The 24,427-nt window shown below is 70.6% G+C and carries 18 protein-coding genes; 10 read left to right on the forward strand and 8 right to left on the reverse strand.

The window, feature by feature from the left end; translation table 11 throughout:
- Positions 1-176: 176 nt before the first annotated feature.
- A complete protein-coding gene (locus OV208_RS29895; RefSeq protein WP_267577318.1) occupies positions 177-1,667 on the reverse strand; it encodes a mechanosensitive ion channel family protein in 1,491 nt (496 codons plus the stop codon).
- A gap of 81 nt (positions 1,668-1,748) precedes the next feature.
- Here OV208_RS29895 and holB point away from each other — a divergent pair, with 81 nt between their 5' ends.
- The 5 genes from holB to OV208_RS29920 all read left to right on the forward strand — a co-directional run bounded on the left by holB (position 1,749) and on the right by OV208_RS29920 (position 8,110).
- Positions 1,749-2,783 (forward strand): DNA polymerase III subunit delta', encoded by a 1,035-nt coding sequence (holB, locus tag OV208_RS29900; RefSeq protein ID WP_267577319.1) that lies wholly within the window; start codon positions 1,749-1,751, stop codon positions 2,781-2,783.
- 8 nt (positions 2,784-2,791) lie between these two features.
- On the forward strand, positions 2,792-4,096 hold the full coding sequence (holA, locus tag OV208_RS29905; RefSeq protein WP_420715059.1) for a DNA polymerase III subunit delta: 1,305 nt from the start codon (positions 2,792-2,794) through the stop codon (positions 4,094-4,096).
- 70 nt (positions 4,097-4,166) lie between these two features.
- Positions 4,167-4,616, forward strand: a complete 450-nt coding sequence (locus OV208_RS29910) for a hypothetical protein (RefSeq protein WP_267577321.1) — start codon at positions 4,167-4,169, stop codon at positions 4,614-4,616.
- Positions 4,617-4,988: 372 nt separating this feature from the next.
- Positions 4,989-6,887 (forward strand): M4 family metallopeptidase, encoded by a 1,899-nt coding sequence (locus OV208_RS29915; protein ID WP_267577322.1) that lies wholly within the window; start codon positions 4,989-4,991, stop codon positions 6,885-6,887.
- Positions 6,888-7,213: 326 nt separating this feature from the next.
- The gene (locus tag OV208_RS29920) at positions 7,214-8,110 is read left to right on the forward strand and encodes a patatin-like phospholipase family protein (protein WP_267577323.1); all 897 of its coding nucleotides are present in this window, start codon (positions 7,214-7,216) and stop codon (positions 8,108-8,110) included.
- A gap of 25 nt (positions 8,111-8,135) precedes the next feature.
- On the opposite strand, the gene OV208_RS29925 is transcribed toward OV208_RS29920, so the two are convergent.
- Positions 8,136-8,930 (reverse strand): NRDE family protein, encoded by a 795-nt coding sequence (locus OV208_RS29925; RefSeq protein WP_267577324.1) that lies wholly within the window; start codon positions 8,928-8,930, stop codon positions 8,136-8,138.
- Positions 8,931-9,040: 110 nt separating this feature from the next.
- On the opposite strand from OV208_RS29925, the gene metG reads away from it, so the two are divergent.
- The 3 genes from metG (at position 9,041) to OV208_RS29940 (ending at position 13,174) form a co-directional block, all read left to right on the forward strand.
- Entirely contained in the window at positions 9,041-11,194 is a 2,154-nt protein-coding gene (gene metG / locus OV208_RS29930) for a methionine--tRNA ligase (RefSeq protein WP_267577325.1), read from the forward strand.
- A 232-nt stretch (positions 11,195-11,426) separates the two neighbouring features.
- Positions 11,427-12,401 (forward strand): HEAT repeat domain-containing protein, encoded by a 975-nt coding sequence (locus OV208_RS29935; protein WP_267577326.1) that lies wholly within the window; start codon positions 11,427-11,429, stop codon positions 12,399-12,401.
- A complete protein-coding gene (locus OV208_RS29940) occupies positions 12,398-13,174 on the forward strand; it encodes a TatD family hydrolase (RefSeq protein WP_267577327.1) in 777 nt (258 codons plus the stop codon). The genes OV208_RS29935 and OV208_RS29940 overlap by 4 nt, the downstream gene beginning before the upstream one ends.
- On the opposite strand, the gene OV208_RS29945 is transcribed toward OV208_RS29940, so the two are convergent.
- The 5 genes from OV208_RS29945 to OV208_RS29965 all read right to left on the reverse strand — a co-directional run bounded on the left by OV208_RS29945 (position 13,161) and on the right by OV208_RS29965 (position 19,994).
- Positions 13,161-15,122, reverse strand: coding sequence for an HD domain-containing phosphohydrolase (locus OV208_RS29945; RefSeq protein ID WP_267577328.1), 1,962 nt, complete (start codon positions 15,120-15,122; stop codon positions 13,161-13,163). The genes OV208_RS29940 and OV208_RS29945 overlap by 14 nt on opposite strands.
- 5 nt (positions 15,123-15,127) lie before the next feature.
- Positions 15,128-16,639: a 3'-5' exoribonuclease YhaM family protein gene (locus tag OV208_RS29950; protein ID WP_267577329.1), complete on the reverse strand. Its 1,512-nt coding sequence runs from the start codon at positions 16,637-16,639 to the stop codon at positions 15,128-15,130.
- Between the two features lie 75 nt (positions 16,640-16,714).
- Positions 16,715-17,854 carry a class I SAM-dependent rRNA methyltransferase gene (locus OV208_RS29955; protein WP_267577440.1) on the reverse strand — a complete coding sequence of 380 codons (1,140 nt, stop codon included), beginning with the start codon at positions 17,852-17,854 and terminating at the stop codon, positions 16,715-16,717.
- 127 nt (positions 17,855-17,981) lie between these two features.
- Positions 17,982-18,353 (reverse strand): hypothetical protein, encoded by a 372-nt coding sequence (locus OV208_RS29960; protein ID WP_267577330.1) that lies wholly within the window; start codon positions 18,351-18,353, stop codon positions 17,982-17,984.
- A gap of 45 nt (positions 18,354-18,398) precedes the next feature.
- Complete coding sequence (locus OV208_RS29965; RefSeq protein WP_267577331.1) at positions 18,399-19,994, reverse strand: NAD(P)/FAD-dependent oxidoreductase; 1,596 nt, start codon at positions 19,992-19,994, stop codon at positions 18,399-18,401.
- A 332-nt stretch (positions 19,995-20,326) separates the two neighbouring features.
- Between OV208_RS29965 and OV208_RS29970 the strand changes: the two genes are divergently transcribed.
- Complete coding sequence (locus OV208_RS29970; protein ID WP_267577332.1) at positions 20,327-20,530, forward strand: hypothetical protein; 204 nt, start codon at positions 20,327-20,329, stop codon at positions 20,528-20,530.
- 196 nt (positions 20,531-20,726) lie between these two features.
- On the opposite strand, the gene OV208_RS29975 is transcribed toward OV208_RS29970, so the two are convergent.
- Entirely contained in the window at positions 20,727-21,371 is a 645-nt protein-coding gene (locus OV208_RS29975; protein WP_267577333.1) for a diacylglycerol kinase family protein, read from the reverse strand.
- An 80-nt stretch (positions 21,372-21,451) separates the two neighbouring features.
- Between OV208_RS29975 and OV208_RS29980 the strand changes: the two genes are divergently transcribed.
- On the forward strand, positions 21,452-24,331 hold the full coding sequence (locus OV208_RS29980; protein ID WP_267577334.1) for an N-acetylmuramoyl-L-alanine amidase: 2,880 nt from the start codon (positions 21,452-21,454) through the stop codon (positions 24,329-24,331).
- Positions 24,332-24,427: the final 96 nt, after the last annotated feature.

Raw genomic sequence — 24,427 nt, forward strand, 5'->3', positions numbered from 1 at the left:
ATCGCGCAGGGAAGCCACGGACGGATTGCATATGTGAACGTTTAGACCCTTCCGGCGCCGAGCGTCAAAGGCCCTGGACGCAAGGCTGGATGCATGCCGTCCAGCCCACCACATCGTGCCCTTCCGAAGGGCCCGGCGGGTCGGGATTGCCCCGGAAGCACGCTCGCGGAAAGCCACTATTCGTGCGTCAAACCGAAGAGCTGGCGCAGCCGTCCGAGGATGCGACCTGCCTCGGGGGTGTGGTCCGGTCCGCCGCCGGAAGACAGGGCCACGGCGCGCAACTGGTTGCGGCGCTGGGCCAGTTGCGCGGAGAGCTGGCGGGCCAGCCCCGGGTGGTCGGAGAACAGGCGCGCGAAGGTGGGCCGGTCCAGCTCCAGCAGCACGGAGTCCTGGAGGGCCACCACCGTGGCGGCGCGGCGCTCGCCGGTGAGCAGCGACATCTCCCCGATGTAGTGGCCCGGGCCCAGCCGCGTGATCTCTGATTGGAGCGTGCCGGCCCTCACGCTGACCTCGCCCGAGGCCACGACGTAGAAGGTGCCGCCCTCCTCGCCCTCCTGGATGATGCGCTCGCCCTGGCCGAAGCGGCGCACGACGACTTCACGGTGCAGGCGCTCCAGCTCCTCCGAACCCAGCGGGGCGAACAGGTCCACCTGTCGCAGCAGGTCGCGCACGGTGGTGTCGGCCAGGTCGCGGCGCTTCGTGGTGGCCTCGCGGCGCACGTGCACCGTGCGCTGGGCATGGGGCAGCTCGATGCCCTCGCGACGCAGCCGGTACCACAGCCGGGTGTGCAGCTCCTCCTTCACGCTGTCCGACAGCGCGAAGTCGTTGAGGAAGACGCGCACCATGTACTGCACGTTGGAGTCGGTGAAGGACACCGTGCGCGCCAGAGGCGGCGGCTGGACGAGGACCTGCGGAATCTCCCGGGCCACTTCGAGCAGCGCCTGCTTCACCTGGTTGGGCGGCGCGTCCAGCGACACGCCCAACTGCACCTCGATGCCCACGGGCTCTCGGTGCTGGGTGAAGTTCTTCACGTGCTCCTTGCCCACCATGCTGTTGGGCAGCGTGATGACCTCACGCCGGAAGTTGGTGATGCGGATGGAGCGCCACCCGATGTGCGCCACGCGCCCGGTGTGTTCGCCAATGCGGATGAAGTCGCCCACCTCGAAGGGACGGTCCAGTTGCAGCGACAGGCCCGCGAAGAGGTTGCCCAGCGTCTCCTGGAGCGCCAGACCGATGACCACCGTCAGCACCGCGGACGTGGCCAGGAGGCCCGCCAGGTCCAGGTTGAGCTGGCTCTGGAGGATGGGCACCGTCGCGAGCGCGTACAGCGTGAAGTCGATGACGTCGCGAAGAATCTTCGGCGTCGTCACCGGCGAGCGCATCCGCACGAGCTTCAGCGCGAACGCCACCGCCGCGCGGATGACGCCGTAGGCGAACGTGAGCATCCAGCCCACGCTCACGGCCTTGCGCAGCCCGTCCGACGTGCCCGCCTCCGGCAGGAAGCGCGACACCAGCCGCAGCAGGAGGAACGCGATGAGCATCCGCACCGCGCCCCGCAGGTCGTCGCGCAGGTCGGGGTCTCGGGTGCTGCCGCGGATGCCCAGCAGGAGCACCGTCAGGATGACCCCCGCCAGCAGGGGGAGATGGCCTTCGAGGAAGTTCAGCACGCCCCTGAATCTGACTGCCCGCGTGCGTGGGGGTCAAGGCGGCGGTTGACGGGTGCTCGCCGAGCGGAGATACACGCCCCCATGACGCTTGCCTCGGTGCAGGGACAGCCCCGCGCGATGGACGCGCTCCAATCCGCCTTGCGGACGGGCTCGGTGCACCACGCCTACCTGTTCGCCGGCCCGGAGGGAGTCGGCAAGGAGCTGGCCGCGGTGGGGCTGGCCCAGGCCCTCACGTGCCCGGAAGCCCCGGAGGTCGGCTGCGGCAAGTGCACCAGTTGCGTGCGCATCGCCAAGGGCCTGCACCCGGACGTCACGTACGTGATGCCGGACGACGAGCGCGTGTCGCGGGGCCTGGCCGGCCGCTCGGACTTCACCGGCACGCCCAGCCGCGAGCTGCGCGTGGAGCAGATAAGGCAGCTTCAGGAGCGCCTGGCGCTGCGCGGCCTGGAGTCGAAGCGCAAGGTGGCCATCATCGTCAGCGCCGAGCAGATGAACGTGCAGGCGCAGAACGCGTTCCTCAAGACGCTGGAGGAGCCGCCTTCGGAGACGACCCTCATCCTGGTGGCGAGCGCCATGGACCGGCTGCTGCCCACCATCCGCAGCCGGTGCAGCAAGGTGCACTTCGCCCCGCTGCCGGTGGAGCTGGTCGCCGAGCACGTGCGGCAGGAGCGCAAGCTGGACGCGGACACCGCCACGCTGGCCGCGGTGATGTCCGGCGGCAGCCTGGGCCGGGCGCTCGCGCTGGACGTGAAGGCGCTGGCGCGGCGCAAGGATGTCATCACCGCGTTCGAGGCTCTCCGGGGCAACGACATCCCGGGCCTCCTGCGCTTCGCGGAAGGCCATGGCGGGTCGCGCGAGGACGCGGACGCGACGCTGGAGCTGCTCTTGTTGTGGACGCGCGACGTGGCGCTCGCGAAGGCGGAGGCGGAGGCGGGGATGGCGAACCGGGACCTGAAGGCGCTGGCGGCGGAGGTGGCGGGGCGCACGTCGGAGGCCGCGCTGCACCGGCGCAATGCGCTGCTGGAGTCGGCGCGAGTGGCCATCGGCACTCGCAATGGAGCGCCCCGGTTGCAACTGGAGCGCCTGCTCATCGAGCTGTGCGTGGAGGGCCGTTGAGCGCGGACATGGACGAGGTGCTGGCGGAGGTGAAGGGCGGCAAGGTGTGGCCGCTGTACCTGCTGTGGGGCGAGGAGTTCCTCGTCCGCAAGGGTGCCGACGAGCTGGTGAAGACCCTGGTTCCGGATGCCGCCATGGGGCTGAACCTCGCGGTGCTGGACGCGGCCTCCCCGCGCGAGGTGGCGCAGGAGCTGGCCACGCTGCCGCTGTTCCCCGGACGCAAGGTGGTGCTCGTCCGGGACCCGGAGTTCATCGCGCCCAAGAAGGGCAAGGGCGACGCGCTGGCCAAGGCGCGCGACGCGTGGAAGGCGGGCAAGCGCAAGGAAGGCGCCCGTCGGCTGCTGGCGCTCGCGGGCCGCGCGGGCTGGGGTGTGGATCAACTGGACCCGCGCGTGCCCGGCGCGCCCACGGTGGAGCAGTGGAAGGACGAGCTGAACGTGGACCTGGCGGAGGCGGACCTCGCCTTCCTCCAGGAGGCCGCGACCTTCTGTCGCGAGGAGCGCATCAGCGCGCCCGAGGGCGACGCGTCCGCGCTGCTGGAGCTGCTCCAGAAGGGCGTGCCCCCGGGCCATGCGCTGGTGCTGGCGGCGACGGACGTGGATTCGCGCAGCCCGCTGCTCAAGTTCGCGCAGGACAAGGGCCGCCTCTTCGAGCGCAAGGTGGCCGCGCGGCACAAGGACCTGGACCTCAGTGAGATTGCCCGCGAGTTCCTGGCCCCCCTGAAGAAGAAGCTGGGGCCGGGCGCGCTGGAGGGGCTGAAGGAGCGCATCGGCGGCAACATCCGGCTGCTCCAGTCGGAGCTGGAGAAGCTGGCCGCCTACGCCGAGGGGCCCACCATCGAAGCGGCGCACGTGACGCTGCTGGTGCACCACGCGCGCGAGGAGGAGTTCTTCGAATTGACGGAGGCCCTCCAGAAGCGCGAGCTGAAGGACGCGCTGTCCTACGCCGAGGACGCGATGGGGCAGGGGACGCACGCGTTGCAGCTGTTGGGCGCGGTGGCCTCCATCGTCCGCTCGCTGCTGGAGAACCACGCCTGGCTGGAGCGCTACGGGGGAGGCCAGCCTCCGAAGAACGGCCGCGACGTGGAGACGCGCATCCTTCCGAAGCTGGAGGCGGAGCTGAAGGCCGCCAAGCGCAAGACGCCCAACGCGTGGGCGCTCGCGTTCGGCATGCAGGCCGCCGCGCGCTACGAGCGCCGCGAGCTGCTCAACGCCCTGGTGGCGTGCGCGGACGCGGACCTGGCGCTGAAGTCGTCCGCCAGCGGGAAGCTCGTCATTGAACGGCTCCTCTGGACGGTCTGCACCCGCCCCTGAGGACCGGGCGGGGCGGCGGCCGGCATCCGGTGCGTGCGCGCCGGGCCGGGCCTGAGGTAGAGGAGGGCCCATGGCGGACAAGCGGCGCTTCGACCTTTTCGCGGACCTCCTCGTCACGCGCTTCCCCCAGGCCACCCGCGTCTATGACGTGGCCGGTGGAATGGGGAAGCTGAACGAGGCGCTCACCCAGCGTGGGCGCACCGTCACCACCTTCGACCTGCGCCACAAGCACCTGCCGGTGCAGTACGCGCAGCGGCCCTTCACCCTGGAAGAGCCGTGCGAGGCGGAGCTGGTGGTGGGCATGCACCCCGACGGGGCCACGCGGATCATCATCGAATACGCCGCGCGCCATGGCCTGGGCTTCGCCGTCGTCCCTTGCTGCTCCGACAATGGGATGCCCTACAAACCGTGGATGCGGCACCTGGCTGATGTCGCGCGCGACGCGGGCCTCACGGCGGTGGAAGAAGTCGCGCTGCCCATGGACGGACGCGCCCGCGTGCTGCTCGGTGCTCCGCGCTGACGCACCCGCCCGGCTGGCTGCATCACGTGCGAGCGACCGCGTGCGGCGCGAAACCCGGCGGTGCTTTGCTCACCAAGAAAAAGCTGTCAGCCATGGATTGCCTGAATAGAGGACACACGCTGCGTGCACTGTCACGGTTGAGGACAGCGCGCGGCGACCTCTGAAATCCCCAGTAGAATCAGCCACCTGGCAATGCCTGCGTAACGGTTGCTTGCACATTTCAGAAGATTTACTGGGCGTTCATGTGCCAGCCCGGTTTCGATGCCTTCTCGTGATGCGAGGTATTCCGAGCACTTAAGGCGTTGGCCCGAAGAATGCTCAGTGGAGCGCTGCCACGGCGACACCCCCTTTCGCCTGGCAGGAGGAACCACCTTGGTTCGCACCACTCGTTTCGTTACCGCGCTGCTCGCCACCCTTCCCCTCGCCGCTTGCGGCGTCGGTGAATCCAATCCCTCGAACGATCAGCAGAAGCCGGATGAAGTCGCGGATGTGCAGAGCGCGCTGAGCGTGATTCCTGGCGCCCAGATTGTCGGAACGAACGCGGATGGAACGCCGCACACCATCCAGGGTCGCCTGGGCCAGGCGGATCGCCCCCTGACGGGCTTCGCGGCGGCGGACGTGCACACGGCCATCGCGGGCTCCATGCCGGGCATCGCGTCGCTGTTCCGCCTGAACGCGTCGGACCTCCAGGTCCGCCGGGTGTCAGTGGACGAGCAGGGCGTTTCGCACATCCGCTATGCGCAGACGATGAACGGCCTGCCGGTGGTGGGCGAGGAGCTGGTGGTGCACGTGGATCCGACCGGCGCCATCTTCGGCGCGAACGGTTCGGCCCGGGCCGGTGGCACGCTGTCCGCGCGTCCGCTGGTCGCCGTGGAGGCCGCCCGCACGGCGGCGCTGCGCGACACGCAGGGCACGCTCCTGGCCGTGACGGGCTCGCGTCTGGTGTACGTCCGTTCCCAGGATGACCAGCGCCTGCGCCTCGCGCACGAGGTGACGGTGACGGGCGAGAGCGCCCTGATGCCGCTGCGCAACCGCGTCTATGTGGACGCGCTCAACGGCGCCACGCTGCTGACGGTGCCGGAGATCCACACGGCGCTCAACCGCAAGGTGTACAGCGCGAACAACGGCACCAGCACGCCGGGCACGCTCAAGCGCAGCGAGGGTCAGGCGGCCATCGGTGACTCGCACGTCGACACCAACTACGACATGCTGGGCTACACCTACGACTGCTACAAGGTCCTGTTCAACCGCGACTCGCTCAACAACGCGGGCACGGCGCTCATCAGCACGGTTCACTACGGTAACAAGTACGTCAACGCCTACTGGGACGGCACCCAGATGGTGTACGGCGACGGCGACGGCGTGAACTCCATCGAGCTGGGCAAGGACGCGGACGTCACGGTCCACGAGCTGACCCACGCGGTGACGGAGTACGAGTCCAACCTCACGTACTCCGGCCAGTCCGGCGGTCTCAACGAGGCGATGTCCGACACGTTCGGCGCCGTCTGCGAGAGCCGCGTGAACGGCTGGAGCACCGCGGCGGCCATCTGGATGGTCGGCGAGGACGTCTGGACGCCCGGCACGGCGAACGACGCGCTCCGCTACATGGATGACCCGGCGAAGGACGGCGCGTCCAAGGACTGGGCGGCCAACGTGGTTGCCAGCACGGACGTGCACTACAGCTCTGGCGTGCCCAACCTGGCGTTCGCGCTGCTGTCGAAGGGTGGCACGCACCCGCGCGGCCGCTCCACCATCGTGGTGCCGGCCATCGGCGTCGAGAAGGCCGCCCGCATCTGGTACAAGGCCAACACGGACCTCTACACGGCGGGCACGACGTTCGCCCAGGCGAAGACCTGGACCGTCCAGGCCGCCGTGGCGCTGGGCTACGACGCGGCCACGCAGGCTGCCGTGACGGCGGCGTGGGAAGCGGTGGGCGTGGGCGGCACGGTGACGCCTCCGGCTTGCATCGCGCTGACCAACGGCGTCGCGAAGACGGGCCTGTCGGGCGCTTCCGGCTCCGAGACCTCGTACTGCATCGACCTGCCGGCCGCGAAGGCCTCCACCTACGTGCTGAGCGGTGGCACGGGTGACGCGGACATGTACATCAAGTTCGGCTCCGCGCCGACCACGACGTCCTACGACTGCCGTCCGTACCTCTCCGGCAACGCGGAGTCGTGCAGCGCGGCGGCGAAGACGGCGGCGGGCAAGATGTACATCATGCTCCGCGGCTACACCACCTACAGCGGCACGTCGCTGAAGGCCACGTACTAAGCACCTCCACGCGCCCGGCGTGACACCACGCCGGGCACCGTGAAGGTTCATCTTCCGCCTCCGGGACTCCATGTCTCGGGGGCGGTCGTGTTTTTGCGGGCTGCCGGGTGGCGCGCCGGGAGGCAGGCCGCGTTCTGGATGGATCCGCGTGCCTTCGAAGGAGCGGACCGACCCGTCGAGCTGTGGCGCATCCGGAGACGAGGCCGCGCCCCGGATGGATCCGCGTGCCTCCGAAGGAGGGCGACCGACCCGGCGGGCTGTCCCGGGCCGCGAGGCCGGTCGCGCGGGAACGGGGTAGGGTGCCCGGACTTCCCGCGGGAGGATGCATGGGGCGGCGGTTGGGCGTGGTGTTGCTGGCGCTGATGGTTGGTTTCGGGGCCGTGTCGTGCCGTCACGGCGTGCGTGGAACGCCTTCGCGCACCTGCGTGGTGCTGTCGGTGGGCGGCACCAAGGGGCTCGCGCACGTGGGCGCGCTGGACGCCCTGGTGGCCCGGGGCATCCCCATCGACTGCGTGGTGGGCAACAGCATGGGCGCGGTGGTGGGCGGGCTCTATGCCGCCGAACCCCGAGGTCACCTGCGCGAGCGCTACCGGGCCTTCTTCGCGGACTATGAACAGGAGACGCGCAAGACGACCGCTGCGCGGGGCGCGGTGGGCGCGGCCGTGGGCCTGCTGGCGGTGCTGGTGTCGGGCGGCGCGCTGGCTCCGGCCGTCGCGGCGGGAGCGCTGGGTGCGGCGGGCGGCGCGGCGACGGTGCCCCGGCTGAGCCACGGGCGTTTCACCCAGGTGCTGGAGCGCTTCTACGCGGGGGCCCAGGTGGAGGACCTGCCCGTGCCGTTCGTCACCTTCCATCAGGCGCCCACGGATCAGGGCCTGCGGCTCATCACCGTGACGCACGGGCCGCTGTCGGAGGCCGTCGCCGCGAGCGCCGCCAACCCCCTGCTGTTCGAGGACGCGACGCTGGAGCGTATCGACCCGGGCGCGGACCGCGTATCCGCGACCCCCATCCATGACGCCTGCCAGCAGTTCCCGGGCGCGCGGCTCATCGCCATCAACGTCACCGGCGAGCCGGCCTTCTACCGGGGAGACCTGGACTGCGACGTGCGGGAGATCCGCGTGGACGTGCCCGCGCCCCCCGTGGAGGCCTTCACCGGCCGGGGCCCCGCCTTCGAAGCCGCCTACGACGCGGGCCGGGACGCGGTGATGCGGGCCCGGCTGGACTGAGGCCCGCGACGGCGCCGCGAGGACTTCAGGGCGCGGTGAGCAGGCCCGTCACGTCGCGCCAGCCGCCCTGACAGGGAGCGGTGTCCGTGGCCAGGTAGTGCCCCACGCGGCCGGGCGCCAGCGCGACGATGGCCGCCGAGCGTGTCCCGTACACCTCCGTGTGGATGCAGAGCGCCTGGAGCTGCTGGAGGAAGTCGGCGGGCAGGCCGTCCTCCGACAGGGGCCCCGTCGCCGCGCCCCGAGGGGGAAGGGCATGGTCGGCCAGCGCCGCCTGGAGCCCCGTCACCATCTCCGGCCACGGACGCCCCGCCACGCCCTGCGCGAGCGCATGGGCCCGCGCCACCTTGGGCAGGGCCAGGTTGTCCAGGCTGTCGTTGGGCAGCACATGGACGCCGGGCGGCACGTCCTCGTGGAGCAGGTGCGGATGGCCCGGCCGCGCGTAGGCCACCCGGAGGACGCGCCCGTCGCCGTAGAGGAGGTTGAAGGGCAGGAATTCCGGGGCGGGCAGGGTGCCGAGGTAGCGCTCGATGGCCTCCACCGAACCGGCCTGGAGGGCGCGCAGGACGACCTCGCCCCGGGAGCGGGGGGCCGTGCCCAGGCCGCGGGCGCCCCGCTGGTTCGTCAGGCCGACAAACACCCCTTCGTGGGTTACACCCATCCACGTTCCGCCCCGCTCCACGTCCTGGCCGCCCACCACGCGCGGGGATTCGGAGAGGACCTTCGGCCCGTGGGCCGGACGTGCGTAGAACTCATCCCGGTTGGCGGCGAGGACCAGCGGCCACTCGGGATGGACGTCGCGGAGGATGAGGACGGTGCACATGGTGGGCGGTCGATAACATCCACCATCGAGCCGTGCACCTCCGGGCGCTCATGTTGGTCGATGACCTCGTTTCCCCGAGCGGCTATGGTCCGCCGCCCTCAGGAGAGTCCATGGCGGAGAGAATCCTCGTCACCAGTGCCCTGCCGTACGCGAACGGCGCCATCCACCTCGGCCACGTCGTCGAGTACGTCCAGACGGACATCTACGTCCGCTTCCTCCGCTCGTGCGGCCAGGACGTCGTCTATTTCTGCGCCGACGACACCCACGGCACGCCCATCGAGATCAACGCCGCGAAGCAGGGCATCCCGCCCGAGCAGTTCGTCGCGCGCTTTCACGACGAGCACCAGCGCGACTTCCAGGACTTCGACGTCCGGTTCGACTACTTCCACTCCACCAACTCGCCGGAGAACCGCCAGTACGCGGAGCTCATCTACGGGCGCTTGAAGGACGCGGGTGACATCGACCGCCGCGACATCGAGCAGGCCTACTGCGAGAAGGACAAGCGCTTCCTGCCGGACCGGTTCATCCGCGGCACCTGTCCCAACTGTAAGTCACCGGATCAATACGGCGACGCCTGCGAGAAGTGCGGCAAGACGTACAATCCAACGGACCTCATCGACGCGCGCTGTGCCCTGTGCGGCACGCCGCCGGTGCGCCGCAACTCCGTGCACCTGTTCTTCAAGCTGTCGCGCCATGCGGACTTCCTGCAGGAGGTCCTGAAGCGCCCCGGCTTCATCCACCCGGGACTCGCCACCCAGCTCCAGGGCTTCTTCGAGAAGGGCCTGGCGGACTGGGACATCAGCCGTGACGGGCCCTACTTCGGCTTCGCCATTCCAGGGGAGACGGACAAGTTCTTCTACGTCTGGCTGGACGCGCCCATCGGCTACATCGCGACCACGGAGAAGTGGGCGAAGGAGTCTGGCCGCGCGAAGGACGCGCTGGAGTACTGGGACAAGGGCGCACCCACGCGCATCGTCCACTTCATCGGCAAGGACATCGTCTACTTCCACGCCCTGTTCTGGCCCGCCGTGCTGCAGGTCGCGGGGTTCCACATCCCCAACGAGATCAAGGTGCACGGGCACCTGACCGTGAACGGGGAGAAGATGTCGAAGAGCCGCGGCACCATGGTGCCCGCGCGCGACTACCTGGACCTGCTGGACCCCAGCTACCTGCGCTACTTCTACGCGGCCAACCTGGGCGCGGGCGTGGAGGACCTGGACCTCAGCCTGAAGGACTTCCGCCTGCGGGTGAACGGCGAGCTCGTCAACAACGTGGGCAACCTGGCCAACCGCGCGCTGTCGATGCTGGCGGGCCCGCTGGAGAAGAAGCTCGCGCCGGGCCGTCAGGAAGGGGCAGGGCGCACGCTGGTGGAGCAGGCCCTGGCCCGAGTGCCGGAGGTGCGCGAAGCGTTCGAGAAGCTGGAGTACCGCGCCGCCATCAAGATCATCACGGACATCGCGTCCACCGCGAACGCCTTCCTCCAGACCCAGGCACCCTGGGCGCTGGTGAAGAAGGACGCGGAGGCCGCCCGGGCCGACCTGTCGGACGCGGCGGACGTGGCCTACCTGCTGGGCGCGCTGCTGGCCCCGGTGACACCGCGCGTGTCGGAGCGGCTGTTCGCCCAGTTGAATGCGCCGCCGCTGACGTTCCAGGCGCTGGCCACCGCGAAGTATCCACTGCTGGACCGTTCCCGGCCGCTGGGAACGCCGGAGCCGCTGCTGCCCCGTCTGGAAGAGGACCGGGTCAACGCCATCATCAAGCCCCTCCCGGATGCGCCTGTGGCCGATTCCACCGCCGCCGGGTCTGGGGGTAAGGACAAGAAGAAGGAGAAGAAGCCCGTGGAAGCGAAGTCGCCTGAAGCGCAGCCCGCGGTGCCCACCACGCAGGCGTCTCCGGGCGCCGGTGCGGGCACGGGGACCGCGGAGGCCGGCCCCGCCGCGGACATCGAGTACGCGGACTTCGCGAAGGTGGTGCTGAAGGCGGGACGCATCGTGGCCGCGGAGAAGGTGAAGGGCGCGGACAAGCTGCTCAAGCTGGAGGTGGACCTGGGTGAAGGCACGCCGCGCACCATCGTCTCCGGCATCGCGGAGGCGTACACGGCCGAAGCGGTGGCGGGCCGGCGCGTGGTGGTGGTGGCGAACCTGAAGCCGCGCAAGCTCAAGGGCATTGAGTCGCGCGGCATGCTGCTGACGGCCGGCGCGGGCGGCAAGGACCTGTCCCTGCTGGACCCGGGCGACGTGGCCCCCGGCAGTGATGTGAAGTAGGGCGGCTTCCGTTCGCGGAAGGCGTCTGGGCACGAAACGCCGGGTGGTGCATCACCGCCCGGCGGTGACGTGAAGGGACTCGGAGCCGGTCCATGCGGCCGCCGGGAAACGGAAGTGCAGGGCGATCCATCGTGCCCTGGCGGTATCAAGAAATAGCCAGCGGCCGGACGGGTTGTTCCTGAGACACGACACACCGGGCGGTTCACCGCCCCCGGCAGCGAGGTGGGCAGACGTGGTGGACTGGCGTGCCGAACGGGATCGCGCCCTGCTGACCCTGGAGCGCGAGAAGCGTCCAGCAAGCCGGGCCGATGCGGCGGATCTTCTCTTCCAACTGGCCTCCGAGGAGTCCGCGCACGTCGCGGAGTTCACGGAGGCGCTGGTGCGACTGCTCGCGGATTCGCAGCCGGAGGTGCGCCGCTCCGGGGTGAGCCTCGCGTCGGTGGTGCTGCCGCCGGAGCAGCTTCCGGACACGCTCCTGCCCCGCCTGCGCGACGACGACACCCGGGTGCGGCTGGAGGCCACCGGACGGCTGGCGGACCTGGCCCTGCCGCACACCCGGGGCGCGCTGGCGGGCATGCTGGAGGACCCCACGCCGGAGGTGCGCTTCGAGGCCGCGCGCGGCATCGCCGCCCTCAAGCACCCGGCGGGCCTGGACGTGCTGGTGGCCGCGCTGGACGTGGACACGCTGCGCTTTCGCGCCCTGGGCGCGCTGGCGGAGCTGGAGGACGTGCGGGCCCTGCCGGCGGTGAAGAAGCTGTTCGGCAAGTGGCTCCTGCCCGCGTTCGACAAGACGCAGGCGGCGGGCGTGCTGCTGAAGCTGGGGGACCCGGAAGGCGCGGACTGGCTGATGCAGCGCACGCGCAAGAAGTGGAGCGCGGACCGGGCGCTCGCGGTGGAGCTGTGCGGCGAGCTGAAGGTGCCGGGCGCGCTGGAGCGCTTGAAGGACATCCTCCAGGACGCGAAGGACCCCTGCCGGGGCGCCGCCGCGCGCGGACTGGGCCGGCTGGGAGATGCGCGGGCGCTGCCCTGGCTGCTCTCCGTCCTGGAGGACCGCGCCGCGCCGGAGGATGATCGGCTGGACGCGGCGGATGGCGTGTGGCGCCTGGGCGTGGCGGAGGGTCAGGAGCGCGTGCGCGCGACCGTGGCCACCTTCGTCTCGGAAGAGGCGCGGCTGGAGCTGGAAGAGCTGTTTCGGGAGGGCTCATGAGACTGGTCGATGCGCATTGCCACCTGGAGCCGAAGGACTACGCGGACGTGGCGGTGGTGCTGGAGCGCGCCCGGGCCGCGGGCCTGGTGCACGCGGTGCTGGTGGGGCAGTTCGAGAACCCCGGGGACTGGGGCAACGCGCTGGAGATCGCCGCCCGTCACCCGGACTTCCTGTCGCCCACGCTGGGCATCCACCCGCACGCCGCCGCCCGCGCCACCGAAGCGGACTTCGAGGTGCTGGAGCGCACCTGCGCCCGTCCGGAGTTGCGCGCGGTGGGCGAGGCCGGGCTGGACTACTACTACGACCACTCGCCCCGCGACGTGCAGGCCACCGTCTTCCGGAGGCAGTGCGCGCTGGCGAAGCGCCTGGGCAAGCCGCTGGTGGTGCACGTGCGCGACGCGCATGAGGACTGCGACGCGGCGCTGGCGGCCGAGGACGTCACGAACGGCGTCATCCACTGCTTCACCGGCGACACGGACGCGGCGCGGCGCTACCTGGACCGGGGCTTCTACCTGTCGCTGTCCGGCGTCATCACCTACAAGAAGACGGAGGCACTCCAGGACGCGGTGCGCTTCGCGCCGCTGGAGCGCCTGATGGTGGAGACGGACAGTCCCTACCTCGCGCCCGTGCCGCACCGGGGCCGCAAGAACGAGCCCGCGCACGTGCTGGAGACGGCGAAGAAGATGGCGGAGCTGAAGGGCGTGCCGCTGGAGGAGGTGGCTGCCGTCACCACCGCCAACGCGGCCCGCCTCTTCAACCTCACCCTGCGCTGACCGCGCCGGCCAGCACTTCCAGGTCCTGGTCGAGCTGCGGCATGTCCAGCAGCAGCGCGTCCGGATCGTAGAGGAAGTCCGCCTGCTTCAGCTTCAGCAGCGCCTGCAGCGCGGGTTCGCCCGCGTGTCCGCCGAACGAGGCGTAGACGACGCGGCCCCGCTCCAGGTGCAGGTAGCCCTCCAACGTATGGTGGCGCAGCTGGAGCCTCCCGCTCTTGCGGCCTCCGCCCAGGGTGCGGAGCAGCTCCTTCGGGGGCAATTCGTCGAAGCTGCCACGCACCACCCGGCCCGGGCCGTTGTGCTGCACCCGGTCCTGGAAGAGCGTGTGCACCGTGCGCGCGACCTCCGCCTTGTCGCCCGGCGCGAGCACCGCCGTCGCGCCCGCCATCAGCAGCCGCTCGCGCGCCTGGGCATCCGGCTCGCCCACCACCGCGATGGGCAGGCCCGCGCTCTCCGGCGCGGCGCGCGCGGTCTCCAGCAGGTCCATCACCTCCTGCTGACCCAACCGCAGGCTCACCACCAGCACGTCGCAGTCCTGCCGCGCCAGGCCGTCCAGCGCGCCGTCCAGCGTGGACAGCGCGTGCGCGACCAGCTCCTGCTTGAGCACCGCCTCCAGCAGCTCGCCGCGCGTCGTCTCATCCGGTTCGGCGATGAGCACCTGCCGACCTTCGCTGGCAAGCCGGTGCACCAGCAGCTCTCCGCTCTGGAGCTGGCCGACGATGTCCGCCACCACCGGGTCGTAGAGGATGCCCGCGTGCTTGCGAAGGTGCTCCAGCGCCTGCTGCTTGGTGAAGACGCGGCCGTGCGCGTTGCCCGGGTTCTTGGTCAGCTCCAGGAAGCTGTCCACCGCGGCCAGGATGCGCGCGCCCAGGGTGATGTCCTCGCCCTTGGCGCCCTGGGGCGTGCCGGAGCCGTCCCAGGCCTCGTAGAGCTGCGCGAGGATGGTGTTCACCTGGGTGGGCAGGTGCACCGTTTCGAAGAGCTTCGTCGGCGCGCGGTAGCTCGCCTTCGCCTGGGCCTTCCACTCCGCGTTCGCCGCGTTGCTCGCCAGTGAGAAGTGCCGCTCCGCGGGCTTGCCCAGGTCGTGCAGGTACGCGGCGATGGAGAGCGCCGCCAGCTCCTTGTGGGGCATGCCCATGCGCTGGCCGACGATGCCCGCCTGCCGCGCCAGTTGCGCCGAATGTCCCCGGTGCCGGGGCCGGTCCTGCTCCAGCAGGCCCACCATGAGGCTCAGCGTCTCCACGTAGTCGGAGTCGCTGATCAACCCTCGCGGGCCACCCGGTTCGCGCCGCTGCGTGGCGGCCCGCACCTGGGTGCCGCTGCCCGGCCCGCGCAGCCGCATCCGCGCGTCCGTCTCCAGGCGCATCTGCAGGCTGGTGGCGCTGCGTCCGGGAGAGGTCCCGCTGCGGCCGGAGTCCGAGCTGCCGTTGTTGCTCGCGGGGGCTTCCGGACGCCGGGGCCCGCCGCCGTGCGGACCCTCCAACAGCGCGGTGAACGCGGTGGGGTCACCGTAGTAGTGCTTGCGGATGGCGGCGGAGATGGCGCTGCGCAGGCCGATGTACGCGTAGACCTCCGACATGTTGGTGACGAGCGCGATCTCATCGAGCAGCGACTTGTTCTGCGGCTCGGCGGCCACCACCGACAACAGCTTGCGCTCCGGATCGATGGCCAGCGGAAGCACGTTCTGCGCTTCCGCCAGCCGCACCGGCAGCTTGTCGAGCACCTTCGTGTCGATGCGGACCTTGGCCAGCTTGTCCGCGGTGACGAAGCGGGTCTGGAACTCATTGGCCAGGAGCCGCAGCAGCGCGGCCTCCTGGAGCAGGCCCAGCTCCACCAGACAGTCCCCCAGCTTGTGGCCGGTGATCTTCTGGTGCTCCAGTCCCTGCTCCACGGCCCCTGGCGTTACGAGGCCGGCCTCAATCAACCGCTCTCCCAGCCGCTTCGCCATGGACTTCAGCCCTCCGAGGAGCCCTCTCCTTCACCACCGGACTTCGCGGGCGCGGACGGCGCCAGCGCGCTGAACGGCTTGAAGGTCAACTCGCCGGGCAGGTTCTTGGCGTCGCGCGGAGGACGATCCTCGCGCGGCGGACGGGCCGGACGCTCCTCGCGGGGCGGACGGTCCTCGCGCGGCGGACGCTCGGCGCGCGGCTCGCGAGGCGGCCGGGGCGGACGCTCCGGACGGGCCTCCTTCGCTTCGGTCGCCGGAGCGGGGGTGCCCTCGGCGCCAGCCGGCGCCTGCGGACCCTTGTCGCCCCGGGCCTTGCGCTTCTCCTCGCGGTGCTTGCGACGGCCGCTGCCGCCCTCCACGGGCGCACGGCCGCGACCGGTGGGCACGGAGCCCTTCCAGAGCGCGCGATCGTGGGCGCGCAGGTGCTCCGTCCAGCGCTCGTTCGGGTCGCGCTGCATCGCCTCCACCCACGAGGAGATGCGCGTGTCGAGCGCGCTGAGCGAGTCGACGATCTGCGCCTCCAGCGTCAGCGGCAGCCGGGCCCCGGTGGCGCCGCCCGTGCCCTGCTGGGAGATCGCCAGGTGCGTCAGGTGCTGCTCCAGGAGGGGAGGGAAGCCGGGGATGCCCAGCGTCTTCTCGCGGATCTTCTGCGCCGCCAGCACCGCGTGGCCCACGAGCCGACCCTCGTCGGTGTTCTCGAAGCCCTTGTCGGACGAACCCTCGCCCGCCTTCATCACGTCGTGCAGGAACGCGCCGGCCAGGAGCAGGTCGCGGTCCGCCATGGGGTAGTGGTCCGACACGCGCAGCGTCAGGCGCATCACCGACAGGACGTGCTCGGCCAGGCCACCGCGCCACGCGTGGTGTACACCCTTGGCCGCCGGAGCGACGGGCAGTCCCGCCGCCACCTGCGCGTCGTCCAGGAACGCCACCAGCAACTGCTTCACGTACGGGTCGTTGACGCGCTCGTTGATGAGCTCGCGGATCTGCCCCACCGCGCGCGGGCCGCCGCCGCCCTCGTGCCGGGCCTCCGGCTTGGGCTCACGGGGCTCCTTGGCCGCCTCGGAGGCCTTGGGCTCCTTCGGCTCCTTCACTTCGCGAGGCTCCTTCGCCTCCGCGGCGGGCTTCGCCTCGGCGGGCGGGGCCGGGGGCGGCTCGAACTCCTTGGGGTCGAGCGGCTCCGGATCCAAGCGCTCCACGGCTTCCACCACCACCTGGGTGCGGCCGTGGAAGACGATGACGCTGCCCTGCACGAGGACGTAGTCACCGCTCTGGAAACTGGGCTCGAGCGCGTCCACATTGTCGAAGACGCGGGCGTCGATGGTGCCGCTCTTGTCGGCCAGGGACAGCGAGAGGAACACCTTGCCGCTGCGCGCGTTCACCTTCTCCTTCTTGGTGACGCGGAAGACGGTGTTGACGCGGTCCTTCTCGCGCAGGTCGACCGCGTACACCTTGCGGACGGTCTCGACGGAAGCCTCCGGGGTGGAAGACGCGGCCTGGGTTTCGTTTTCGGTAGTCATCGCGGCGCGGACACTACCACCGGAGGGGCCCCTCCAGGCGAGACAAGTCGCTATAAGGGCCCCTCGGGTGTCCGCTCAGCTCACCTCGAGCGCCACCGCCTCCAGGTACTCGGCGCCCGGGGAGCCGACCGGTGTCGGGTGGTCGGGCGGCAGGCCCATCCGCAACAGCCGGAAGGCGATGCGCGCCTCCAGCTCACAGGCCGTGGCCACGGCCTCCGTGAACGACCCCAGGCCCAACGGTGGGTGATATCCGACCACCAGGATCCTGCCGCCATGGCGCGTTCGCCGCAGGGCCAGGCGCACCTGTTCGGTGAAGTCCTCCTCGGAGGCCACACCCAGCGTGTCCAGCAGCACCAGGTCGAAGGTGTCCTTGAGGGCCCGCAGCACCGCCAGGGGCTCGCCCTGTTCCACCGTCACCCGGCCGAGCAGTCCGTTGGCCTCCGCGTTCTCGCGCGCCAGGTCCGCGGAGTCCGCGTTGCCGTCGAAGGCGAGGATCTGCCTGGCCCCATGGCGCCCCGCGTGGACGAAGAGGCCGCCCACGTTGCAGGCCACATCCAGCACGCGGTCCCCGTTGCCGGTGCGGCTCAGGAAGCGGCGCAGCTCACGGTGATCATACCCGTAGCCCGTGCCCCGGCCGTACGTGAGGTCCACGGTGAAGCGCGCGCCCATCTCCAACAGGCGGCACCAGCGCGGCGGCGTCCCGTACATCACGTGGGGCCGCTGCGCGGGCAGGCCCAGGGCCTGACGCCTCGTCGTGTCGTTGCGCAGCAGCACGGAGGCCGCCCCCGTCACCTCGCCCAGCGTGCGGGTGATCTCCTCCTGTCGCGCGTCCATGGAGCGCGTGAGCGTCTGCACGACGAAGTGCTGGTCATACCGGTCCACGATGAGGCCGGGCAGCCCGTCGCCGTCGTCGTTGACGATGCGGCAGAAGCGCGGGTCGTCCACCAGCCGCCCGCGGCGCTCGAAGGCGTGGCGCACGTGGCGGGGGATGAGGCCCTCCACGGCCTCGTCGGGCAGGCCCAGGCGGCGTACGGCGTAGGACGCCTCCAGGTCCACGTCTCCCAGGCCCAGGACCTGACCGTCCTCGTCCTTGAGCTGCATGGGCGTGCCGGGCTCTGGCTCGCCTTCCATGGAGACGATGTCCTCGCGGCGCAGCCAGGGCGCTCCATGGCGAAGCTTCCGGGCGGCTTCTCGGGACAGGTAGGTGCTGAGCAAGGTGCGGTCCTCCTCCAGCGCGATGGAAGGCACCCTGGAGGGTGCCTTCTCTGGAAGATGGGCCGTGTGGGGCCTGCTGTCGGCGGGGGCCTCGCCGCTGCCCTGGAGGGCAGGGGAGGAAGCGTCGTCAGAGGACGGGAGGCGGTCGCTTGTACGCCTTGAAAGTCACCCGCATGAGCATGGCGCTGACCACCAGGGCCAACGCGATGCCCATCATGCGGATTTCGGGTTCCTTGCCGGTGATCATCAACACCAGCGCGAACACGCCCAGGGCCACCGCGCCCAGGACCGTGAGCGTCTGGGACCGGGACGCCAGGGTGCCCTGCGGCTTCCGGGCCCTGGCCAGCACGGGCAGCGAGGACGCCTTGCGCCACTTCTCCGTGCCGTCCTCGCGCACCTCGTCGTCGGGGTCCACCAGCCCCTGCACGTAGGCGCGCTCGATGTCGCCCAGCGAGGGGAACATCAGCTCTCCGTCAGGGGTGCGCACGCGGTACGCCATGGGTGTGTCCCTCCCCGGTCACCCTGCCCGGAAGGGGAGGGGACCTCAAGTCAGCTCGATGGCAATCTGCTCAGCGATGCGCAGTCCATCAATGGCGGAGGACACGATGCCGCCCGCGTAGCCGCAGCCCTCGCCCGCCGGGTACAGGCCGCGCATGGACACCGACTGCAAGTCGTTGCCCCGGGTGATGCGCACCGGAGAGCTGGTGCGGCTCTCGATGCCGATGAGCTTTCCCTCGTCGCTGATGAAGCCGCGCATCTTCTTGTCGAAGGTGCGCAGCGCCGCCTTGAGCGACTGCGTCAGCCGCTCCGGGAAGAGCTGGTTCAGATCCGTGTGCGCCAGGCCCGGGCGGTAGCTGGTGTCCCCGGGGTCCTTCTTCACGCGGCCGGCCAGGTAGTCCGGGATGGTCTGCGCGGGCGCATAGAAGCGGCCTCCGCCCAGCTTGTAGGCCTTCTCCTCCCAGTGCCGCTGGAACTCCAGGCCCGCGAGCGGACCGCGGAAGCCCTCGCGCTCGAAGTCGGCCACGGACACGGAGACGACGATGCCGGCGTTGGCGAACTTCGCGTTGCGCCGCGAATTGCTCATGCCGTTGGTGCACTGCAACCCGTCCTGCGTGGGCGTGGGCACCACGATGCCGCCGGGGCACATGCAGAAGGAGTAGACGCCTCTCACCTCGCCGTCCACGTCCAGGTTCTCCGCCAGCTTGTAGTCCGCGGGCGGTAGCTTCGAGTGCTTCGCGGCGGCGCCGTACTGGATGCCGTTGATGAGCGACTGCGGATGTTCCGCACGGAAGCCCAGCGCGAAGGGCTTGGCCTCCACGCTCACCTGTCCGTCGGCGGCGAAGCGCTCGTACAGCTCCCGCGCGGAGTTGCCCGGCGCCAGGATGACGCGGTCGCTCTCCAGCGTGCGCCCGTCCGCCATCTTCACGCCCGCGATGTGGCCGTCGCGGTAGAGCAGGTCGTCCACGCGCTGCTCGAAGTGCACCTGGCAGCCGCCGGCGATGAGCTCTTCGCGCAGCTTCGCCACCGCGCCGGGCAGCAGGTCCGAACCGATGTGCGGCTTGCCCTCGATGAGGATGTGGTCCGGCGCGCCGTAGCGGGCGAACGCCTCGATGACCTTGCGCACCATGGGGTGGTTGATGCGCGTGGACAGCTTGCCGTCCGTGTACGCGCCCGCGCCGCCCTCGCCGAAGTTCATGTTGCTCTCCGGATCCAGGGACCCGTCGCGCATGAGCTTCGCCACGTCCTTGCGGCGCGTCACCACCTCTTTGCCGCGCTCCAGCAGGATGCTGCGCACGCCGCGCTCCAAGAGGCCCAGCGCGCAGAACAACCCGGCGGGTCCGGTGCCGATGATCAGCGGCAGCTTCTCCGGCTCCTTCACGCGCGGCAGCAGCTCCGGAGGCGGGGGCGCTTCGCTGACATCCGGCGGCAGCTTCGGCGCCTTCCTGCCCGGCGCCAGCTCCACCTCCAGCGTGTAGATGTAGCGCGGGCTGCCCTTCTTGCGCGCATCCAGCACCGAGCGCACCACGCGCACGGAGGAAAGGTCGCTTCGGGTGACCCCCAGCTTCTCCGCGGCGCGCTGGCCGAGCAGCTCCTCCGGCTCGTCCAGCCACAGCCCGATGTTGTTCACCCGGTACGCCATCTTGGTTTTGCTCCTCGGTGGGGGCGCGTATGTGCTCCAGCCACCCGTGGGAATGCAAGCACTTGAAAAGACGAGCCGCTCGTCCGCAGGCCCCAGGGTGGGTGCGTACCCGTCGATGCACCCGTTTCCCGCCGTGCGGGCGGAAGCAACGTCCGGGTGCGTAACCCCCTTCGCACCTTCCACTTCTTGTGCCGTCCACTTCCGCGCTTCAACCCCTGGTGACTGTTGGAGAATCCGTTTGGAAGAGAACCTCTGGCACGGCGGTTGAACTCAGCAGCCGAGTGATGACGCGGCGCCCGGGGGTTCTGGCGCCGATTCCGGAGGCAATTCCCGTGAGCACCGACCAAAAAGGCACCCGTATCCTGGCGCGCACCTTCTTCAATCAGCTGCGCGCAGCCGGTTACACGCCGCACCAGGTCATCGGTATCGCGACGGAGCTGCTGGAGCTGGTCACCACCGACCTGCGTGAAGGCGACAAGGCAAGTTCCGCCCAGCCAACACCCGAGGCCGGACCCGAGTGGCAGCAGCGCGCGTAGGCCGTTAAGATGCGCGACAGACCCTCGCGGGTGAGCGGGCTCCGGACCGGTTCCGGGGTCCCCGCCCGCAAGGTGGTGGGAGCGAACCGGCGACCGCCGGTTTTTTTGTCTCTACCGCTCGCCCGTCTCCAGACATCCTGGACCTCATGACGCGCCGCGCCTGATGTCTGTCCATGTCGGATGATGTGCCGTGGCTTCAGGGCTGGGGATGGCGCCTGCGCTCGCGGGCCGTTGCCCCGGCGATGAAGAGCAGGGCGGCGGTGAGCGCGGTGAAGACGAGGCTGGCGGAGGTGGGCGCCGTCAGCGCGAGCAGGCCACAGCCGGTGAGGAACGCGAGCACGTCGATGGCCGCGGGCCGGGGCTGGGGCAGCACGAGCACCGTGGCGCACCCGGCCAGGGGCAGGCCCAGCGCGACCTGCCGGAAGATGGCGTCGGTGCTGGTGCGCACCGTCTCCCAGTAGTTGATCAGGATGGCGGCGAAGATGACGACGGTGCCGCCGGCCAGCACGAGCACGCCCGCGGCGGCCGCGTCCTTGGTGAGCCGGGCCTTCTCGTCGAACTGCTGCACGGCCAGGTCGACCAGCTGCTCCAGCGCGCTGTTGAGGATCTCCGCGAAGAAGATGAGCAGCACGCAGAAGATGAGCGTCACCTTCTCCGCGAGCCCCAGGGGGATGCCGCTGCCCACCATTCCGACGAGCACGCCGGAGATGAGGTGGATGCGCATGTTGCGCTGCCAGGCGACGGTGTGGATGAGGCCCGCCCACGCATGTCCGAACGAGGCGAACAGTCCGTTGCTGCGGCGGGAGGGAAACTGGGGGCGGTGTGGTGCAGGAACGGTCATCGGAGGGTGAAGGGTGCGGCAGGCTAGCACCCACCGGTCCGATTGCCGCTCCTGAGTGAACGGGTAAGGTCGGTCGCGTGATGCGAACGTCCTTCCCGTCCTGGTCGCGCTCCGTGGCGCTGGCCCTGCTGTGCACCGGTGCCGTCGCGCGAGCGCAGGCCGCCGCTCCTCCAAGCTTCGAAGGAGATGACCTGGGCCTGGAGCCGCCAGGTGTTCACTATCTGCCAGCCCCGGAGCCCCGGGCGCACGAACAGCGTCGCCTGTCCCCCCAGGAACCGCCGGTGGTGCGGCGGGAAGTGCGCGACGCGAAGGGGAGCGTGAAGACGGCCGGTGTGCCGCAGACGCGCCTGGGCGAGGGCGCGCTGTCCGGCAAGGTCATCTACCTGAGCCCGGGGCACGGCTTCTACCGGGACAACGGGCTGAAGCGTTGGGCGACGCAGCGGGGCAACAGTTGGGGCGTGGTGGAGGACTTCATCTCCGCGGAGGTGGTGTCCCAGGAACTGCTGCCCCTGCTGGTGGGCGCGGGCGCCACGGTGGTGCCGGTGCGCGAGACGGACCTGAACCCGCTGCTCGCCATCGTGGATGATGGACAGACGGGCTACGCGGAAGCCGGCGACGCGGCGCGCTTCCACGCCTCCGAGCAGAAGGGGTGGGGTGCCCCGCCCATGCCCATGGGTAACAGCGTGGAGCCCTTCACGCTGGGCACCACGCGCACCCTGGACACCGCGGCCACCGTCACCGCGAGCGCGACGTGGACGCCGGACGTGCCGGCGGACGCGGCCTACAACGTCTATGTCTCCTTCGGCGCGGACCCCACGCGCGCGCAGGATGCGCACTACGTGGTGAAGCACGCGGGTGGTGAGAGCCACTTCCGCGTGAACCAGCGCCGCCACGGCGGGACGTGGGTGTTGCTGGGCCGCTTCTACTTCAAGGCGGGGCAGCACCCGGAATCGGGCGCGGTGGTGCTCCAGAACGACTCGGCGGCCGGTGCGGGCGCGACGCTGTCGGTGGACGCGGTGCGGCTGGGCGGTGGCCGGGGCCTCATGGGAGACGCGGCGCAGGGGCCGCTTTCGCGTCCGCGCTTCGAGGAGAGCGCGCGCTACCACGTGCAGTACAGCGGCGCGCCCTTCACCGTGTACGCACCGACGGGAGCCAACGCGCTGTCCAACGAGCGCAACGCGGACGTGACGGCCCGGCCGCGCTTCGCCGCGTGGCTGCACGAGGAGGGCGAGGACGCCGTCTATGTGGCGTGGCACACCAACGCTTCCACCACTGGCAACGTGGTGGGCACGGAGGCGTACGTCTACGGGCCGAACCCGGTGGACGGCACCCTCAACTTCACGGGTGTGAAGGACAGCGACGTGATGGCGAAGGCGCTGCTCGCGCAGATTGAAACGGACCTGAAGCGCGAGGTGGATCCGGCCTGGCGGGTGCGCACCCTGCGCTCGGCGAACCTGGGCGAGGTGAACCCCACGCACAACCCGGAGATGCCCAGTGTGCTGCTGGAAATGGCGTACCACGACAACACGGCGGACGCGGCGAAGCTCAAGGAGGCCCGCATCCGCCACGTGGCCGCGCGCGCCATCGTGCAGGGACTCATCAAGTACTTCGCGGCCCGTGACGGCGTGGCGGTGCACCTGCCGCCGGAGGCCCCGGGCGCGGTGGTGGCCCGCAACGCGACGCCGGGCGCGGTGGAGGTGAAGTGGACCGCGCCGCCGCTGGTCGCCTCGGAGCAGGGGCAGGACGCGCCGACGGGCTACCGGCTCTACCAGAGCGCGGACGGTCGGGCGTGGGACGAGGGCACGGCGGTGACGAACACCGAGGCCACCGTCACGCTGGCCGCGGGCACGGTGCGCTACTTCCGCGTCGCCGCGGTGAACGCGGGCGGTGAATCGTTCCCGTCCGCCACGGTGGCGGTGCGCGTGGGCGTGGTGGGAGAACCGCGCGCGCTGCTCGTCAACGCGTACGAGCGGCTGGATGCGACGGTGGCCTGCGGCGAGACGCTGACGCCGTACGACCTGTCCGCCCCGCTGCGCGTCTTCCTGGAGGCGATGAACGACGGCAGCTACCTGCGCCAGCACGGCGCGGCGTTCGCCCAGGCGGCGGTGGCCTTCGACAGCGCGGCGGGCAACGCGGTCGCGGCGGGACTCGTGTCGCCTTCGGGCTATCAACTGGTGGACTGGTCCACCGGGCGCGGCGGCCTGGGGGGTACGGGGCTGACGCGCACCGAACAGGACGCCCTGCGCGCGTTCGTCACCGGGGGCGGACACTTGATGCTGTCGGGCGGCCGCACCGTGTCCACGCTCGCGGCGGGCAGCGCGGAGGATCAACTCTTCCTCGCGGACATCCTGCGGGCGTCCGTCGTCGCGGGAACGCCGGTGCTCCGGTTGGAGGGCTCGGCGGGCGGCTTCCTCTCGGACCTGACCGCCACGCCGCTGGACGACGGGACGCTCGGGGCCTATCCGGTGGGCGTCACCGACGTGCTGGCGCCCACGGGCGGAGGCACGGACGTGCTGCGCTACGCCGGGACGGCGCTGGGCGCGGGGCTGGTGTCCGGCACGACGCCAGCGGTGCTGGTGCTGGGCTTCCCCTTCGAGGGCCTCGCGTCGAACCGGGAGCGGGCGCGGCTGGTGGGGGCGTTCCTGTTCAAGGCGGGACTGATTCCCCAACTGCCGTCCCTGCCGGACGCGGACGTGACGCCGGCGGTGAGCCCCCGGCCGCTGACGTCCTGCGTGGCGGTCCAGGAGCGCAACCCGCATCCTCCCGTGGATCCGCCGGTGAAGCCTCCCCCTCCCGAACCGACGGTCGTTCCGTTGCTGCCAAACGAATATTTCGGCAAGGCGGATACCGGCTGTGGGTGCGGGGCGGCGGAGGCGGGAACGGCCTCCGGGCTCTGGGTGTTGGTCGGGGTGATTGTTCAGCTCCGGCGTGCGCGCGCGAAGGCCCACGCGAAGCGTTGACTCGGCGGGGGCGCCTGCCTACGGTCGCCCGCCTTCTTTACGAGACTCATGACGGGTGGGCCGTGAGGGCCCACTCCTGCTGACCAGGAGAACGGA

It is taken from the genome of Corallococcus sp. bb12-1 (genome assembly GCF_026626765.1).
GTDB lineage: Bacteria > Myxococcota > Myxococcia > Myxococcales > Myxococcaceae > Corallococcus > Corallococcus terminator.